16 protein-coding genes are annotated in these 16,936 nt (G+C 69.1%); 8 read left to right on the plus strand and 8 right to left on the minus strand.

Translation table 11 applies throughout. The features are described 5' to 3' along the window. Positions 1-690: aminotransferase class III-fold pyridoxal phosphate-dependent enzyme (locus VE326_13885; protein HYJ34296.1), on the plus strand; the 690-nt coding region annotated here is incomplete at its 5' end. Then, complete coding sequence (locus VE326_13890) at positions 687-1,499, plus strand: hypothetical protein (protein HYJ34297.1); 813 nt, start codon at positions 687-689, stop codon at positions 1,497-1,499. The genes VE326_13885 and VE326_13890, both read left to right, overlap by 4 nt. Positions 1,500-1,505: 6 nt before the next feature. On the opposite strand, the gene VE326_13895 is transcribed toward VE326_13890, so the two are convergent. The 8 genes from VE326_13895 to dnaA all read right to left on the minus strand — a co-directional run bounded on the left by VE326_13895 (position 1,506) and on the right by dnaA (position 12,015). Continuing rightward, entirely contained in the window at positions 1,506-2,384 is an 879-nt protein-coding gene (locus tag VE326_13895; GenBank protein HYJ34298.1) for a DMT family transporter, read from the minus strand. Then, positions 2,381-3,049 (minus strand): redox-sensing transcriptional repressor Rex, encoded by a 669-nt coding sequence (locus VE326_13900; GenBank protein HYJ34299.1) that lies wholly within the window; start codon positions 3,047-3,049, stop codon positions 2,381-2,383. The genes VE326_13895 and VE326_13900 overlap by 4 nt, the downstream gene beginning before the upstream one ends. Position 3,050: 1 nt before the next feature. Further along, positions 3,051-5,489: a DNA gyrase subunit A gene (gene gyrA / locus VE326_13905; GenBank protein ID HYJ34300.1), complete on the minus strand. Its 2,439-nt coding sequence runs from the start codon at positions 5,487-5,489 to the stop codon at positions 3,051-3,053. Positions 5,490-5,527: 38 nt separating this feature from the next. Further along, a complete protein-coding gene (gene gyrB / locus VE326_13910) occupies positions 5,528-7,483 on the minus strand; it encodes a DNA topoisomerase (ATP-hydrolyzing) subunit B (protein HYJ34301.1) in 1,956 nt (651 codons plus the stop codon). 13 nt (positions 7,484-7,496) lie between these two features. Beyond that, on the minus strand, positions 7,497-7,853 hold the full coding sequence (locus VE326_13915) for a DUF721 domain-containing protein (GenBank protein HYJ34302.1): 357 nt from the start codon (positions 7,851-7,853) through the stop codon (positions 7,497-7,499). After that, positions 7,850-8,950: a DNA replication and repair protein RecF gene (gene recF / locus VE326_13920; GenBank protein HYJ34303.1), complete on the minus strand. Its 1,101-nt coding sequence runs from the start codon at positions 8,948-8,950 to the stop codon at positions 7,850-7,852. The genes VE326_13915 and recF overlap by 4 nt, the downstream gene beginning before the upstream one ends. A 4-nt stretch (positions 8,951-8,954) precedes the next feature. Then, entirely contained in the window at positions 8,955-10,103 is a 1,149-nt protein-coding gene (gene dnaN, locus VE326_13925) for a DNA polymerase III subunit beta (GenBank protein HYJ34304.1), read from the minus strand. Between the two features lie 484 nt (positions 10,104-10,587). After that, positions 10,588-12,015 carry a chromosomal replication initiator protein DnaA gene (gene dnaA, locus VE326_13930; protein ID HYJ34305.1) on the minus strand — a complete coding sequence of 476 codons (1,428 nt, stop codon included), beginning with the start codon at positions 12,013-12,015 and terminating at the stop codon, positions 10,588-10,590. Between the two features lie 402 nt (positions 12,016-12,417). Between dnaA and rpmH the strand changes: the two genes are divergently transcribed. From rpmH to mnmE, 6 genes are all read left to right on the plus strand, one after another. Then, a complete protein-coding gene (rpmH, locus tag VE326_13935; protein ID HYJ34306.1) occupies positions 12,418-12,552 on the plus strand; it encodes a 50S ribosomal protein L34 in 135 nt (44 codons plus the stop codon). Positions 12,553-12,577: 25 nt separating this feature from the next. Next, complete coding sequence (rnpA, locus tag VE326_13940) at positions 12,578-12,925, plus strand: ribonuclease P protein component (GenBank protein ID HYJ34307.1); 348 nt, start codon at positions 12,578-12,580, stop codon at positions 12,923-12,925. Next, positions 12,922-13,170 (plus strand): membrane protein insertion efficiency factor YidD, encoded by a 249-nt coding sequence (gene yidD, locus VE326_13945; protein ID HYJ34308.1) that lies wholly within the window; start codon positions 12,922-12,924, stop codon positions 13,168-13,170. The genes rnpA and yidD overlap by 4 nt, the downstream gene beginning before the upstream one ends. Positions 13,171-13,186: 16 nt before the next feature. Then, positions 13,187-14,884 (plus strand): membrane protein insertase YidC, encoded by a 1,698-nt coding sequence (yidC, locus tag VE326_13950; protein HYJ34309.1) that lies wholly within the window; start codon positions 13,187-13,189, stop codon positions 14,882-14,884. 35 nt (positions 14,885-14,919) lie between these two features. Beyond that, complete coding sequence (locus VE326_13955) at positions 14,920-15,750, plus strand: R3H domain-containing nucleic acid-binding protein (GenBank protein ID HYJ34310.1); 831 nt, start codon at positions 14,920-14,922, stop codon at positions 15,748-15,750. A 6-nt stretch (positions 15,751-15,756) separates the two neighbouring features. After that, on the plus strand, positions 15,757-16,936 hold a 1,180-nt coding region (gene mnmE, locus VE326_13960; protein ID HYJ34311.1), incomplete at its 3' end, for a tRNA uridine-5-carboxymethylaminomethyl(34) synthesis GTPase MnmE.

Below are 16,936 nucleotides of genomic sequence, written 5' to 3' on the forward strand. Positions count from 1 at the left end.
TGCGACGAGGCGGGCGCGCTCTGGATCGCCGACGAGGTGCTCACCGGCTTCGGGCGGACGGGCGCGCTCTTCGCCTGGTCGCGCCTGGCGGAGCGGGACGGGGTGGACGCGGCGCCCGACCTGGTCGCGTTCGGCAAGGGAGCGGCGGCGGGGTTCTACCCCGTGTCCGGCGTGCTCGTTTCGAAACGGGTGGCCGAGGCGCTCGATTCGGGAGCGACGCCCTTTCGCCACGCGCAGACCTTCGGCGGGAGCCCGGTGGGCGCGGCGGTCGCGCTGCGCGCGCTCGCGGCGTACGAATCGGAGGGGATCTGGGAGCGCGTTCGAGGCGCGGAGCCCGCGGCCGCCCGCGCCTTCGACGCCCTGCGCGCGTGCGAGCCGGTGCTCGACGTGCGCGGGATCGGCCTTCTCTGGGGCATCGAGCTGGCGGCGCCCGGACCCGGGAGGCCGCCCTATGCGCGCGCCGGAGCGGCGCGCCAGGTGGAGGCGGCGTGCCGCGCGCGAGGCGTCCTGATCCATGCGGCGTCGGGCTTCCTCCCGGACGGCCGCGGCGACGCCCTGCTCGTCGCGCCCCCGCTCGTGGCCGAGCCGCGGGATCTCGAGGCGATCGCGGCCGCCCTGAGCGAGTCGATCCAGGCGGCGATTCCGGCCGCGGGAGGGAGCGCGTGGGTCGAGGAGTGGGAGGACCGATGAGATCGTGGCGATGCGCCTCGGCCCTGGCACTCGCCTGGGGCTGCGTCCTGACCCTGGGCTGCGCGTCGGAGTCGACGCTCATCCGCGAGGATCCCGGCTTCACGGCGCCGGCGCTGCGGAGCGGCGGCCTGGCGATCCTGGGCGTCGTGCAGGTGGACGAAGTGCCGCAGGCTCGTCCCCCTCTCGTGGACGCGCTCCAGCGCGTGCTCGCCGGGGCGCGGCGCGACATTCCGGTCGTTCCCGCCGTGCGCGTGCAGGCGGCGCTCGGCGATTCCGCCACGCGGCTCTTCCTGCTCGGCTATCAGCTGCGTGGCGATCCCGATTCGTCGTGGCTTGCGCGCGCGGCCGAGTCGGCGCGCCCCCTGGCCCGCTATGGCGTTCTCGCGCGGGTGCGCGAGACCCGCGTCCGCTACGGGACCCGGGACATTCCTTCCAGCCAGACGACCGGAACCGGCGAGACCTCGGTGCGGATCACCGGACGCGACGTGCAGGCCGAGGTGACGGTCTACGACCTCGCGACGCGCGCCGTGGTCTACCGGGGGAAGTTCCTCGGCACCTACGACGCGGCGCCGAACTTCCGGCCGCCGCCGGCGGACACGCTGAACCCCGATTCGGTGGAGGTCGGGATGCGGACGCCGCGTCACGGAGGGCAGACCTTCCGCCAGCCGACCAGCTTCGCGATCCCCGGCCCGAGCGATTCCCCCACCGAGATGGGCTACCCCGAGCCCCCGCCCGTGGCGCGGGCCGCGGAGTCCGCGTTCCTCGAGCTCGCCCGCGCGCTGCCGGGCGCCCCCGCTGCGCCGAAGTAGGGACCGCTACGCCGTCGTGGGGCGCGCCGTGAAGCGCGCCCGGAGCGGCCGCCAGAGCTCGCTCACGAAGACTCCCGCCAGGATCAGCGCGGCGCCGGTCAGCTCGCGCGGCGTCATCCGCTCGCCGAAGAAGGAGACGGCGAAGATCGCCGCGAAGATCGGCTCGGTCGCATAGAGGACGCCGGCCTTGACCGATGAGGTTCGGGCGAGCGCCCACGTCTGGACCACGATGATGAGCGCGGTCGCGACGATCCCCAGGTAGAGCAGCACCCCCCAGGGTATCGCGCGCGCCGGCGCCAGCGCCCCGCCGCCGGCGAACACCAGCGTCCATCCGGCGGCCGCTCCCACCACGACCTGGAGCACGCTGATCGGCACGGCCGGACTCCGCTTCCCCGCCACGTGGGTCACGACGATCTGCACCGCGAAGGCGGCCGCGCAGGCCAGCGTCCAGAGCTCCCCGGGATTGAGGGAGAACCCGGCGTCCGCCGAGAAGAGAACGAGCCCGGCCACCGCCAGGAGGACGCCGAGCGACTCCCCCATCACGGGGCGCGTGCGCAGGACGAGGTAGGCGATGAAGGGCACGAACGCGATGCTCATCGACGTGATGAACGCCGACCGCGAGGCGGTGACGGTGCGCAGCCCGATCACCTGCGTGATGTATCCGACGGCGACCCAGACGCCGATCCCAAGGCCGTCCCGGATCCATTCCGGCCGCCAGCCCCGGAGCCGCCGGAAGTAGAACGCGGCGAGCACGACGGCCGCGATGGTGAAGCGGAGCGCGACGAGCTCGGCGGCCGGCACCGTATGGAGGGCATCGCGCAGGAGCGCGAACGTCGTCCCCCAGATGGCGCAGATGAGAAGGAGGGCGAGGTCGGCCCGGCTCACCCCGCGGCGACGCGGCGGCGGCGCGTCCGCGTCCCCTTCACGTTCAACGCCTTGATCTCGAACGCGAGGCTCTCCAGCTCGATCGAGAGGTTCACCGTGCGGAGGGCGACGCTGGGGGGCACCTGGATCCGCCGGTGCGCGAAGTTGAGGACGCCGCGCATGCCCGCCGCGACCATCCGGTCGGCCACCGCCTGCGCCGCGCGCGCGGGGACCGCGATGACGCCGATCTCGATGGCCAGGCGGGCCGTTTCGGCTTCGAGGTCGTCGATGTGCCGGACGATCAGATCGCGCCAGTCCTGCCCGACGCGATCGGCGCTCACGTCGAACACGCCGACGAAGTCGAAGCCCTGCCGGCGGAATTCCTTGTAGGAGAAGAGCGCCGAGCCCATGTTCCCCGCCCCGACCAGGGCCACCCGCCAGCGGCGGTTCAGCCCGAGGATCAGGCGGATCTCCTTCTTCAGGCGCGCGACGCCGTAGCCCAGGCCGCGCTTTCCGAAGTTGCCGAAGTAGGAGAGGTCCTTACGGACCTGGGCCGAAGTGACGCCGCTTTCGCGGGCGAGCCCCTGGGAGGAGACGGTGCGCTGCCCTTCGATCTCCAGCCCTTCGAGGACGCGGTAATACGCCGAAAGACGCCGGACGGTCGACGTCGGAATGCGTGGATCCAGCCTACGCCTCCTCGCCCTCGGCCGACTCTTCCACCTTGGCGACGTCGATGAGCTGGTCGCCCGGCTCCAGGTTGATGAGCCGTACCCCCTGGGTGTTCCGTCCGATCTCCGAGATGCCCGCCACCTGCGTGCGGATGACCATCCCGCCGCGCGTGATCAGCATGACCTCGTCGTCGGGCAGCACCTCGAGCGCCGCCACCACGCGACCGTTCCGGTCGTTGGCCTGGATCGAGATGATCCCCTTGCCCCCGCGGCCGGTGATGCGGTACTCGCTGATCGGCGACCGCTTGCCGTAGCCGTTCTCGGTGGCGACCAGGAGCGAGGCCTCGCGGCGCACCGCGATGACGCCCACCACCGCGTCGTCCCCCTCGATCGTCACGCCGCGCACGCCGCGGGCTGTGCGCCCCATGGGACGCACGTCGGTCTCCTGGAAGCGGATCGCCTTGCCGTCCCGCTTGGAGAGGATGATCTCCTGCGTCCCGTCGGTGAGCACCGCGTCGATCAGCTTGTCCTCGCCGTCCACCCCGATCGCGACGATGCCGCCGCGGCGGGGGTTGGAGTAGGCGGAGAGCGGTGTCTTCTTCACGATGCCGCGCGCGGTGGTCATGAGAATGAAGTGCTTGTCGTCGAACTGCTTCACCGGAAGCACCGCCGCCACGCGCTCCTGCTGCGTCATCTCGACCAGGTTCACGACGGCCTTCCCCTTGGCGGTGCGGCCGGCCTGCGGAATCTCGTGCACCTTGAGCCAGTAGACGCGCCCCTTGTCGGTGAAGACCAGGATGTAGCTGTGGGTCGAGGCGATGAAGAGGTGCTGGATGAAGTCCTCTTCCTTGGTGCCCGCGCCGGTCACGCCGCGTCCCCCGCGCCGCTGGCTCCGATAGGTCGTCACCGGCAGCCGCTTGATGTAGCCGGCGTGGCTGATCGTGATGACCATGTCCTCCTCGGCGATCAGGTCCTCGACCTCGAACTCGCCGGAAGCCGACTCGATCCGGGTGCGCCGGTCGTCGCCGAAGCGCTCGCGGATGCCGCCCAGGTCCTCCTTGATGATGCCGAGCACCAGCGCGGGGCTCTCGAGGATGGCGCGCAGGCGGTCGATCAGCTGGATCACCTCGAGGTACTCGTCCTCGATCTTCTTCCGCTCCAGCCCGGTCAGCCGCGAGAGGCGCATCTCGAGGATGGCGTTCGCCTGGATCTCCGACAGCCCGAACGTGCTCATCAGCCCCTGGCGCGCCGCCTCGACGTTGGCCGAGGCCTTGATCAGGGCCACGATCTCGTCGATGTGGTCGAGGGCGATCTTGAAGCCCTCGAGGATGTGCGCCCGCTTCTCCGCCTCGTTCAGGTCGTAGCGCGTGCGCCGCACCACGACTTCCTGCCGGTGCGCCACGTAGTGCTGGATCATCTCCTTGAGCGTCATCGTCTGCGGCCGGTTCCCGACCAGCGCGAGCATGTTGGCGCCGAAGGTGGTCTGCATCTGCGTGTGCTTGAAGAGCTGGTTCAGGATGACGCGCGGCTGCGCGTCGCGCTTCAGCTCGATCACGATCCGCATCCCCTCGCGATCCGACTCGTCGCGCAGGTCGGAGATGCCGTCCAGCGTCCCGTCCTTGACCAGGTCGGCGATCTTTTCCAGGAGCGCCGCCTTGCTCACCATGTAGGGGATCTCGGTGACGATGATCGCCTCGCGGTCCTTCTTGTACTCCTCGATCGTCGCGTTCGAGCGGACCGTGATGTGCCCGCGCCCCGTCGTGTAGCAGTCGAGGATCCCCTGCCGGCCGTAGATGATGCCGGCCGTCGGGAAATCGGGGCCCTGCACGATGCGGAGGAGGTCCTCGATCGGGCAGTCGGGGTTGTCGATCACGTGGATCGTGGCGTCCACGATCTCGCGCAGGTTGTGCGGCGGCACGTTGGTCGCCATGCCGACCGCGATCCCCGAGGAGCCGTTCACGAGCAGGTTCGGGACGGCCGACGGAAGGACGACGGGCTCCTCGCGGGACTCGTCGTAGTTCGGCCGCATGTCCACCGTGTCCCTCTCGATATCGCGGAGCATCTCCTCCGCGAACTCGGTCAGGCGCGCCTCGGTGTACCGCTCGGCCGCGGGGGCGTCGCCGTCCACCGAGCCGAAGTTGCCCTGGCCGTCCACCAGCGGATAGCGCATGGAGAACGACTGCGCCAGGCGGACCATCGTCTCGTAGACGGCCGCGGTGCCGTGCGGATGGTAGTTGCCGGTCACGTCGCCGGTGATCTTGGCGGACTTCCGGAAGGGGCGGTCGTGGAGGAGGTTCAGCTCGCGCATCGCCACCAGGATCCGGCGATGCACGGGCTTCAGCCCGTCGCGCACGTCGGGCAGCGCGCGGGACACGATGACCGACATCGAGTAGTCGATATAGGAATTCCGCATCTCGTCTTCGACGTAGATCGGAACGACTCTCTCGCGCGTGACCATGCGTTACGGTTCTCCCTGCTCGGGGATCGGCAAGCGGATCAGATGTCCAGGTTCTTCACGCTGTCCGCGTATTCTTCGATGAACTTGCGCCGGGGCTCGACCTGGTCGCCCATCAAGATCGTGAAAATCTGGTCGGCTTCCACCAGGTCGTCGAGCGTCACCTTGGAGACGCTCCGGAACTCGGGATCCATCGTCGTCGACCAGAGCTGGTCGGGGTTCATCTCGCCGAGGCCCTTGTAGCGCTGCAGGTGGATTCCCTTCCGGCCGATCTCCTCCAGCGCCTTCTCGCGCTCCGCGTCGTTGTAGGCGTAGCGCACGTCCTTCCCCTTCGCGATCCGGTAGAGCGGCGGCATGGCGATGTAGACGTAGCCGCGCTCGATCAGGGGGCGCATGTGGCGGAAGAAGAAGGTGAGGAGCAGCGTCCGGATGTGGGCGCCGTCCACGTCGGCGTCGGTCATGATGATGATCTTGTGATAGCGCGCCTTGTCGGCGTCGAATTCGTCGTCGATCCCCGTGCCGAGCGCGGTGATGATGGTCCGGATCTCCTCGTTGGAGAGCATCTTGTCCAGCGAGGCCTTCTCCACGTTCAGGATCTTCCCCTTCAGCGGCAGGATCGCCTGGTACTTGCGGTCGCGGCCCATCTTGGCCGACCCGCCGGCCGAGTCTCCCTCGACCAGGTAGATCTCGCACTCGGCGGGATTGGTGGACTGGCAGTCGGCGAGCTTCCCGGGCAGCGAGCCGCCGTCCAGGATGCTCTTCCGCCGCGCGAGATCGCGGGCCTTGCGCGCCGCCTCGCGGGCGCGGGCGGTCTGGATGCACTTCTCGACGATCTTCCGCGCGACGCCGGGATTCTCCTCGAAGTAGTTCCGGAGCCCCTCGCCGACGACCGACTGCACCACGCCCTTGGCTTCGGTCGTGCCGAGCTTGGCCTTGGTCTGCCCCTCGAACTGGGGATCGTGGAGCTTCACGCTCACGACGGCCGTCAGCCCCTCGCGCACGTCGTCGCCGCCGAGGTTGATGTCCTTGAGCCCCTTGGTGAGCCCTTCGCGCTCGGCGTAGCTGTTGATGGTGCTGGTGAGCGCGGCGCGGAACCCGATCAGGTGCGTGCCGCCCTCGACGGTGTTGATGTTGTTCACGAAGCTGAACACGTTCTCGACGTAGCCGTCGTTGTACTGGATCGCGATCTCGACCGCCATCCGGTCGCGCTCGCGCTGGTGGTAGATCGGCTCGGGATGCAGCACCGTCTTGTTCGTGTTCAGGTACTTCACGAACGACGCGATCCCCCCCTCGTACTGGAAGTCGTGCTTCTTCCCGGTCCGCTCGTCGGTGAACTGGATGCGGATCCCCTTGTTCAGGAAGGCGAGCTCGCGCAGGCGCTGGGAGAGGGTGTCGAAGTTGTAGTCCAGCGTCTCGAAGATGTTCGCGTCGGGACGCCAGGTGACCGTGGTTCCGGTCTCCTCGGCGGGGCCCAGCTCGGCGAGCTCGGTCTTCACGATCCCGTGCTCGTAGCGCTGGTGGTAGCGCTTGCCGTCGCGGCGCACCTCGACCTCGAGCCAGTCGGAGAGGGCGTTCACGACCGAGACGCCGACGCCGTGCAGCCCGCCCGAGACCTTGTAGCTCGATTCGTCGAACTTGCCGCCGGCGTGCAGCGTGGTCATGACGACCTCGAGCGCGGGGCGCCCCTGCGCCGGATGGACGTCCACCGGGATGCCGCGCCCGTCGTCCACCACCGTCACGCTGGAGTCGGGATGGATCGTGACCTGGACGTTGGCGCAGAAGCCGGCCAGCGCCTCGTCCACGGAGTTGTCGACGACTTCGTAGACCAGGTGGTGCAGCCCGGTCTGGCCGGTCGAGCCGATGTACATGGCCGGACGCTTGCGGACCCCCTCCAGTCCCTTGAGGACCTGGATGTTCCGCGCGTCGTAGGAATGGCCGTCGCCGTCGGGCGGGGCCGCGGACTTCGTCGTATTCGAGGGATCGGGGGGCTGGGCCAAGCTCAACGCCTCCTCACTCTTCGGATTCAATTCGTTCCTCCTTGAAACGCATCGGGACCAGCCGGATGGACTTGAGCCGGGCCGAGTCGGGGAGGCGCCGGTTCAGCGCTTCCAGGACTCCCTGGCGGAGCACCGCGAGGTGCCCCATCCAAACGGCTCCCTGCACTTCCACGAGAAGCTCGCCATCGCGGACCCCCACGGGGCGCGTGCGCCGCGCGACCTCGGGACCGACCACCGCCGTCCATTCGTCGGTCGCCTGCGCGCCCTGGAAGCGGCTCTCCATGCGGATCCCGGCGAGCACGTCGTCCAGGACTCCGCCGACCGCCGCCATCTCCGAGGCGCCGCGGCGCGGCGGGCGCTCGGGCTTCATGCCACACCCGCGCAGGCCGCGAGCGTCTCGATCGGCAGCGACGCGACGCGCTCGGGAGCGACCGTCAGCGCGCGGCAGGCGGTGACGATCATCTGGCTGGATTCCGGGATGAGCGAGAGGATCGGACCGATCCACCGCGCATCCAGCTCGGATTCGGGGTCGTCGAGCAGCACCACCGGGGCTTCGTCGAGCCGCTCTTCCAGCACCCGCGCGAGCGCGAGCCGGAGCAGGATCGCGTACAGGCGGGAATAGCCGCGCGAGGCGCCCTCGGCCAGCTCGATGCCGCCGATCCGACAGGTGAGGCGCGCCCGGTGCGGCCCCTCGCCGGTCCATCCCAGCCGCGCATCGCGGACGCGCATCGCCTCGAGCCGCGCGGCGCGCTCGTCGGGCGTTCCTCCGCCGGCGCTCGCGTACTCCAACACCGGGTTCAGGTCCGGATCCACGCGGGCCGCCAGGGCGCGCATGCCGGCGTGCAGATCGGCGGCAAGCGCGGCGCGGCGGCGGTCCAGCTCGGCTCCGGAGCGGCCGAGGATCGCTTCCCAGACCCCCAGCTCGTGGCCCGGCTCGCGGCCGTCGGAACCGGCGCGTCCTCGCGTGGCCAGCAGGCGATTGCGCTGCTTCAGCGCCGTCGTGTACTCGCGCAGCGAGCCGACGTAGGCCGGCTCGAGCTGGCAGAGCGCCACGTCGAGGAAGCGGCGCCGCTCGGGGACCCCGCCGCCGAACACGGAGACGTCGTCCACGGAGAAGTGCACCGTCGGAAAGCGCCCGAGCAGGTCGGTGAGCCGCGGCAGCGCTTCTCCGTCCACCCGCACCTCCCGCACCCCCTCCCGCGACCCGCGCGCCGAGAGCTCGCGCCGCACGCCCCCTCGTCCCACCACGACGCCGCGGATCTCGAACGCGTCGGCGCCGGTTCGGATCAGCTCCCGGTCCCGCGCCCCGCGGAAGGAGCGGCCGAGCGAGAGCAGAACGGCAGCCTCGATCCAGTTCGTCTTCCCCGAGCCGTTCGGCCCCAGGATCAAGGCGCTTCCGTCGCCGACGACGGTCTTGGCCTCACGGTGATTTCGGAAATCGCGCAGCTCGAGGCTTTGTAGTCGCACGCGCTCAGCCGGCCAGCCGGAGGGGCATGACCAGGCAGAGGAGCCCTTCCAGGGCCGGAGTTCCCTTCGCGTCCGTGGGCGCCCCCGGCACCAGGAGGCCGGCCGTGACGGGCGTGTTCAGCTGCACCGTCACTTCCTCGGAATCCATGGTCCGGAGAATGTCGAGCAGGTACCCGGCGTTGTAGCCGATCTCGAGGTCCTCGGCGTCGTAGCGGACGTCGAGCGATTCGGTGGCCTCGCCCTGATCGGGCGTCTGGACGACGAGCGTCAGCTTGTTCCGCGTCACGGCGAACTTCACCTGGCGCGTCAGGCTGTCGGAGAAGACGGAAACGCGGTCGAGGGACGACGCCAGCTCGCCCGTCTTCACGTGCAGGTGCTTGTTGTTGTTCTTGGGCAGCACCTGCTCGTAGTTGGGGAACGGCCCCTCGATCAGCTTCGTCGTGAGCGACGTCTTCCTAGTTCCTTGGCCCACGGTGAAGCGCGCGTGGTTCTTGGAAAGCTCGACGTGCACGGGATCGGCGCTCTCGGCCACGAGGCGGTGCAGATGGGTCAGCGCCTTCAGCGGAACGATGACGTCGCCCTTCAAGGCGCCCTTCACCGCGCCGGGGTGCTTCAGCGTGGCGCGCGCGAGGCGATGCCCGTCGGTGGCGACGAGCCGGATCTCCCCTTCCGCCACCTGGAGCAGAGCGCCGTTCAGCGCGGGACGCGTCTCGTCGGTGGAAACGGCGTAGATCGTGCGCTTGATCATCCGCTCGAGCTGCTTCGCATCGATCGTCAGCGACGTGTCGGGAGCCACGTTCACGCGCGCGGGAAACTCCTCGGGGCGAATGCAGAGGAACTTGAACCGTCCCGATTTGCTTCCGACGTTCAGCGTCAGATCCTTCGCTTCCAGCTTCAGCTCTTCCTTGGGAAGCTTCCGGACCAGCTCGAGGAGCTTCTTCGCGGGCACCGTGAGCGCGGCCTCGGCCTTGACGTCGGCCATCGCGCGGGTCGTGACCGAAAGGTCCAGGTCGGTGGCCGTCATCTGCAAACCTTCGTCCGTAGCTTCCACGAGAATATTGGCGAGCACGGGAAGCGTCGTTCGGCTGGGAACGGCGCTCGAGATGAGGCTCAACGCCTGCAACAGCTCCGTCTGCGCGATGGAGCATTTCATGGCCACGTCCTGTGCGATTGTCATGTGTCTAAGTCCCTTTAGGTATTGGTGGTTGCGGTCGCGTCGGGGTGGCTGTTTCCTCGCTCTGGATTATAGGTTTTCGGGGGGTCCTGGAACAACAGGAAAGGGGGTCTTTGCTCACGAGGTTTTCCACACGGTCCGGGGGGCCTAAGACTAGATAGGTACCATGAATAGAAGCAGTAGTAGTAGGGGGTGTGGACGGTGGGGGCGGGGAGAGGGTTGGCACGGGTAATTTGTTGTCCCGCTTGGCATTCCTGTATTCGTTCCGGCCGCGGTGAGGTCGGGATCGGCTGGGGATGGCGCGGAGGTTGTCCCGACCCGTCCCCAGGAGCGGGATACGGACCGCACGAAAGCCCGCCGTCCACGGCCTATCCACAGGAAATCGAAACGGGCGCCGCTCTCGCGACGCCCGTCGTTTCAGGGCCGCACGAACCCGCGCGGCCGATCTTTCGGATCGATGGAATTAGGCGGTGAGCTGCGCCATCAGCTCCTCCACCACGCCCCGCATCTCGGGATCGCTCGACGTCAGCGCCTCGATCTTCTGGCAGGCGTGGAGCACCGTCGTGTGGTCGCGCCCGCCGAACTTGCCGCCGATCTCGGCCAGCGAGAGGTCGGTGAGCGTGCGCGCGATGTACATGCCGATCTGGCGCGGGAACGCGATCGTGTCGGTGCGCCGCTTTCCGCGCAGTGATTCCTCGGTGACGTTGAAGTGGCGCGAGACGATCCGCTGGATATCGTGCACGTCGAAGCGGACCAGGTCGGGCTTGATCTGATCCCGCAGCACGTCCTGCGCGAACTCCACGGTGAGCTTGGAATTGGTGAGCTCGGCGAAGGCCAGGAGCCGCGCCAGCGATCCCTCGAGGTCGCGGATGTTGTTCTTGATGTTGCTCGCCAGGAGCAGCGCGATCTCGTTCGGGACCATCCGATTCTGCAGCTCGGCCTTCTTTTTCACGATGGCGACGCGGGTTTCCAGGTCGGGGGGCTGGATGTCGGCCACCACGCCCCAGGTGAAGCGGGAGAGCAGGCGCTCCTCGAGCGCCGTCATCGAGTTGGGCGGGCCGTCGCTGGTCAGGACGATCTGCCGGTGCTGGTCGTGGAGCGCGTTGAACGTGTGGAAGAACTCCTCCTGCGTCGACTCCTTGCCCTCGAGGAACTGGATGTCGTCGATCAACAGGAGATCCGCGGAGCGGTAGCGCGCCTTGAACTCGAGCGTGGTGGCGTGCTGGATGGCGTAGATCATCTCGTTCATGAACTTCTCGGCCGAGACGAAGAACACCTTCGCGTGCGGACGCTGCGCGCGCACGAAGTGACCGATGGCGTGCATGAGGTGCGTCTTGCCGAGGCCGACGCCGCCGTACAGGAAGAGCGGGTTGTAGCGCTCGCCCGGGCTCTGGGCGACCGCCTGGCAGACGGCATGGGCGAACTGGTTTCCATTTCCGACGACGAAGGTGTCGAACGTGTTCTGCGGCACGAGCGCGCTCTCGTCGCGCGAGGGAAAGCCGCCGCTCCATCCCGACGTCCTGGTGGGACGCGGCTCCTCGCGTCCCATGAAATCCTCTTTCGTGAAGCCATGGCCCGCGCCCGGGGAGCCCGCGGGTTCCGCGGGCAGGGCGCCCCAGGGCGGGGTGTCGGCGGCGTCCTCCTGGCGCACCTGGAACATCACGGGGATCGTCGCGCCCGCGGCGGTCGAGACCGAGGTCTCGATCAGCGGACGGTAGTGCTGGTCCAGCCAATCCACGTAGAACTGGCTGGGCACCTCCAGGACGAGCGATCCGTTCAGCGAGACCGGCCGGAGCGACCGGAACCACGTTTCGTACGTCTGCGGCGAGGTATTGTCCTGAATGGTTCCGAGTGCGCGTTCCCAGAGATCGACGGCTGCCTTTTCGATCATTTCACTGCCCCCACATGCACACACCCACTCCACGCACAATCCACACACTTATCCACAAAATAACTGGGGCGTAACGGATTGCGTGTGACTCCGTTACGCCCCGAGAACGCGATGTCGGGCAACGCGTGTCCTGACGGCATTTTCGACTTTCGATGATGGCGCGCGAGGCGCGCCGGGCGAGAAGTGAGCAGGCGTTGGCCGCGACCTGGAGGGAGTCGCGTCTGACGTCCGCCGAGGGGTCGGAATGTACGACCCTCGATCCGCGGCCTGCAACGAAATTGTTTCGGACGGGCGTCGCGCGGAGCCGACGGCGCGTGTTGACCGAACGGAACGCGTCGGTTAGACTCGCCGACTCGCAACGAACGACACTCACTCACACGATCGCGACTCGAGGAGCTCCAAGTGAAGCGCACGTTCCAACCGCACAACCGCCGCCGGAAGAAGGTCCACGGCTTCCGCGAGCGCATGAGCACCCGCGGCGGCCGCGCGGTACTGAAGCGCCGCCGGGACCGGGGCCGCAAACGTCTCACGGTCTAGCACGGCCGCGCCCGGCGATTCGGCCATGGCCGGCGGAGTTCCGACTCGCGACCGTCGTCTCCGTTCGGGATGGCAGTTCCGCGAGGTCTACCGCTCCGGCGCCTCCTATCACGGAACCTTGATGTCTCTGGTCAGCCTCGGCAAGCCCGAAGACCACGGCCGCCGGGCGTTCGTGGCCAGCCGCAAGGTCGGCCCCGCCGTGCGCCGGAATCGCGCGAAGCGGCTCCTGCGCGAGGGGTTCCGCCGCCTGCCCGAGGATCGCCGGGACGAGCCGCGCTGGCGCGTCTGGATCGCGCGCGCCGCCTGCTCGCGGTCCGATCTCCACCGGGTCGCGGCCGAGATGGCCCGGCTGGTGAAGCAGGAGCGCCGATGACCCGCGCCACGGCGGCGCTCCGCTCCGGATTCGGCCTTCGCGGCATCGCGATCCTCCTCGTGCGCGGCTACCGGTTCGCGATCGCGCCCGTCCTTCCCAAGAGCTGCCGTTTCACCCCCTCCTGCTCGGCCTATGCCGAGGAGGCGCTCCACAAGCACGGTCTCTTCCGCGGCCTCTGGCTCGCCGCGAGGCGCATTCTCCGCTGCCATCCGTTCCACCCCGGAGGCTACGACCCCGTGCCCTAGGGCGGGGGACGACTTCATGGATCGAAGAACGCTGATCGCGGTCGTCCTGATCATGGCCGTGCTCCTGGTCGACCAGGTGATCTGGTCGCGCTGGAGCAAGTCCCGTCAACGGGCCGTTCCGCCCACGGCCGGCGGTCCCGCGGTTCCCGGCGATTCGGCGACGGTTCGCGCCGCCCTTGGGGATTCCGCGCTGCACGGCGTCCCGGCGTCGCAGCCGGCCGAGGGCGCATCGTCGGCCGCGCGCGTCGGCGCTCCCGGCGCGACGGGCGTCGGCCCGCTTCTCTCGGCGCGCGTCGCCGGGGCGCCGGTCACCGTTGATTCGCTCGCGACGGGGCAGTTCCGCGCGCGCTTCACCAGCGAGGGCGGGGCCGTCTCTTCCTGGGTGCTGCCCGGGTACCGCGATCCGCGCACGCATGCGCCCGTGAACCTGATTCCGACCGGAGCCACCGCGATGCACGTGGCCGTCGGGGCGCGCGGCGTTTCCTACGACTTCACCGGCGCGCCCTTCCGGCAGACGGGAGGGAGCGGGCGGGAGGGCTGGATCACGTACGCCGCCGAGGATTCGAGCGGCGTGCGGGTGACGAAGACCTACCGCCTTTCCAAGGACGAACACCTGCTCGACGTGGAAGTGCGCGTCGCGGCGCCCGCCGCGCTGGGTCCCATCCACTACCAGATGGGATGGGCGAATCCGCTTCCGCTCACCGAGCTGAACGCCCGGCCGCTGGAGCGCACCGCGGTGGCCTATCTGGGCGCCAAGCTCGAGACGGTGGACGCGAACCGGATCGCCAAGGACGTGACGAAGCGGATCGCGGGGAACGTCCGGTGGGCGGGGGAACGGAGCAAGTACTTCATCGCGACCGTGATTCCCGACTCCGCCACGATTCCCGAGGTGCTCTTCCAGCAGGGTCCGGACAAGCTCCCGATCGTCTGGCTTTCGGGCGACGCGGCGCCGGGCGCCGAGATCGTGCGCCACGCGCGGATCTACGCGGGGCCGATCCACTTCGACACGCTGGTGCAGATCGGAGCCGGGCTCGAGGAGGTCGCGAACCTCGGTTGGAAGTGGATCGTGCCGGTGAGCGCGGTGCTCCTCAAGATGCTCATCGCGATCCACCATGCGATTCCCAACTACGGCATCGCCATCATCCTGGTGGCGCTCGCGGCGAAGCTGGTCTTCTACCCGCTCACGCAGTCCAGCCTGCGCACGATGAAAGTGATGCATCGCCTCCAGCCGGAGGTGAACGCGCTGCGCGAGAAGCACGCGAACGATCCGGCCAAGATGAACACGGCGATGATGAATCTCTATCGGGAGCACAAGGTCAATCCCATGGGGGGATGCCTGCCGATGCTCCTCCAGCTGCCGGTGTTCCTCGCGCTCTACCAGGTGCTCCTGCACGCCATCGAGCTTCGGTCGGCGGGATTTGCCTGGTGGATCAAGGACCTCTCGGCGCCGGACGTGGTCGGCACCCTGGGGGGCTTTCCGATCCACGTTCTCCCGCTGATCATGACCGGGAGCACGTTCCTGCTCCAATCGCAGACGCCGGTCGATCCGCGGCAGCAGTTCATGATGTACCTGATGCCGGTCATGATGCTGTACATCATGTATAATTTGCCCTCGGGCGTGATCATCTACTGGACGGTGAACAATCTCGTTTCGGCGCTCCAGCAGTACCTGGTCAACGTGGCCGAAGATCGGCGCATGGCGGCGCATACCTGATCCCGCGCGGGCCGCGGGACGGATGGGACGGACCGATGAACGACAGCGATGAAATCCGAGTCGAAGGCGAGACGTTTCAGGACGCCGTGGCCGCGGCCTCGGCCCAGCTGGGGCTGAAGACCACGGAGCTGGGGATCGAGATCATCGATCCCGGCGCGTCGGCTGCCTCCAGCACGGGCTATCGCCCGGTGCGCATCCGCGCCTGGCGCCGCGATCCCGAGTCCTCGGCCGACGGGCTGCGCAAGCCCGCGCCCGGCGCGCGCCGCGCGCCGTCCGATTACGACGACGGCGGACGCCGGAGCCATCACGGTCCGCCGCGCCGCCCCGCTCCGGTCAACTACGGCCCGCCGCCGCCCCCGATGGATCCCGAGAAGATCACGCCCGAGCTGGTCGTGATGGTGCGCGACCTCGCGGACGGGATCATGAAGCACATGGAGTTTCCCTCGACGGTCGAGGCGGAGAAGACCAAGCACGGGATTCGCGTCGCGATCGCGGCGGGCGACTTTGATCAGTACCTGATCGGCCCCGATGGCGAGACGCTCGCCGCGCTGCAGCACATCATCGGCCGCATGATCCGCGCGAAGATGCCGGACGAGGCGCCGCCCCGGCTGGAAGTGGACGTCGCCGGCTACCGCGACCGCCAGATCGAGGCGCTTCGCGAGATGGCGCGGGGACTGATCGCCGAGGCGAAGGATTCGGGCGAGGAGGTCACGACCGACCCGCTCCCGGCCAGCGAACGGCGCATCGTGCACCTGGAAGTGGCCGAGGTCCAGGGAATGGAGACGGTCACGATCGGAGACGGCTTCTACAAGCGCGTCGTGATCCGGCGCGCCTCCGCGGACGCCGCCGCCAAGGGCGACCGGTGACGATCGGTGGCAGACGACCCGGGCGACACCATTGTCGCGCCGGCGACGGCCCCCGGCGAAGCGGCCGTCGCCCTGATCCGCGTGAGCGGGCCGGCCGCGCCGGCGCTGGCCGCCCGCCACTTCCGCGGTAACCGCTCGCCGCTCGAAGCACCCTCCCACCACATTCTCTTCGGGCAATTCGTGGACGGCCGGGGCGATCCGGTCGACACGGTGCTCGTCTCGATTTTCCGCGCGCCCCGCTCCTACACTGGCGAGGACTTAGTCGAGATCTCCTCCCACGGCGGCGCCGTCGTTCCCGGCGCGATCCTCGACGCCCTGATCCGCTCCGGCGCGCGTCCGGCGCGCCCGGGCGAATTCACCGAGCGCGCGTTTCGAAACGGAAAGCTGGACCTGGCGCAGGCGGAAGGGGTCGCGGCCCTCGTGCGCTCGCGCTCCGAGTTGGCTGCCCGCGCGGCGAACGCCACGCTGGGCGGCGCGCTCTCGCGGCGCGTGGACCGGCTGGATGGAGCGCTGGTCGCGCTGCTGGCCGAGGTGGAGGCACGCATCGATTTTCCGGCCGACGCGGGCGAGCCGATGGACGCGCCGGCCCTGGCGGGGCGCTGCGGCGCGCTCGCGGCGGAGATCGGGGAGTGGTTGGAGGGAGTTCCGGGCTCGCGGCGGCGCGAATCGGGCGTCTCGGTCGTGCTCGCGGGACCGCCCAACGTGGGCAAGTCGAGCCTCTTGAACGCGCTGGTGGGCTACGACCGCGCGATCGTGAGCGCGATCCCGGGCACCACGCGCGACACGGTGGAAAGCTCCATCTGGATCGACGGGGTCGAGCTGCGGCTGACCGACACCGCCGGATTGCGCGAGAGCCAGGATCCGGTCGAGCGGCTCGGCGTCGAGCGCACCGTGTCGGCGCTGGAGCGGACCGATCTCGCGGTCGTGGTGCTGGACCGCTCCGACCCGGAATCGAGCGTGAGCGCGCTGGGCTCGAGCGGCTCGGCATCGCGGCCGGTCGTCGTCGCGTGGAACAAGGCGGATCTGCCGCGCGGCGCGGATCGACGCGTGATCGCGGCGGGCGATCGGGTCACGGAGGGCGGCCGCTGGGCGGGAACGCCGCTCGAAGGGCGCACCGTGCTCGCGGAAGTGGAGACGGTCGCGATCGCGCCGGCGGGCGCGGCATCGCTTCGAAACGCGCTCCGCG

This window comes from Candidatus Binatia bacterium (assembly GCA_035631035.1).
In the GTDB taxonomy this organism is placed as follows: domain Bacteria; phylum Eisenbacteria; class RBG-16-71-46; order SZUA-252; family SZUA-252; genus DASQJL01.

Excerpts from the sequence above, each read along its gene's own strand:
- VE326_13890 (HYJ34297.1), top strand. The coding sequence starts at position 687 with ATGAGATCGTGGCGATGCGCCTCGGCCCTGGCACTCGCCTGGGGCTGC.
- gyrA (HYJ34300.1), bottom strand. The coding sequence starts at position 5,489 with ATGGTCACGCGCGAGAGAGTCGTTCCGATCTACGTCGAAGACGAGATG.
- VE326_13915 (HYJ34302.1), bottom strand. The coding sequence starts at position 7,853 with ATGAAGCCCGAGCGCCCGCCGCGCCGCGGCGCCTCGGAGATGGCGGCG.
- dnaN (HYJ34304.1), bottom strand. The coding sequence starts at position 10,103 with ATGAAATGCTCCATCGCGCAGACGGAGCTGTTGCAGGCGTTGAGCCTC.
- dnaA (HYJ34305.1), bottom strand. The coding sequence starts at position 12,015 with ATGATCGAAAAGGCAGCCGTCGATCTCTGGGAACGCGCACTCGGAACC.
- rnpA (HYJ34307.1), top strand. The coding sequence starts at position 12,578 with ATGGCCGGCGGAGTTCCGACTCGCGACCGTCGTCTCCGTTCGGGATGG.
- yidD (HYJ34308.1), top strand. The coding sequence starts at position 12,922 with ATGACCCGCGCCACGGCGGCGCTCCGCTCCGGATTCGGCCTTCGCGGC.
- yidC (HYJ34309.1), top strand. The coding sequence starts at position 13,187 with ATGGATCGAAGAACGCTGATCGCGGTCGTCCTGATCATGGCCGTGCTC.
- VE326_13955 (HYJ34310.1), top strand. The coding sequence starts at position 14,920 with ATGAACGACAGCGATGAAATCCGAGTCGAAGGCGAGACGTTTCAGGAC.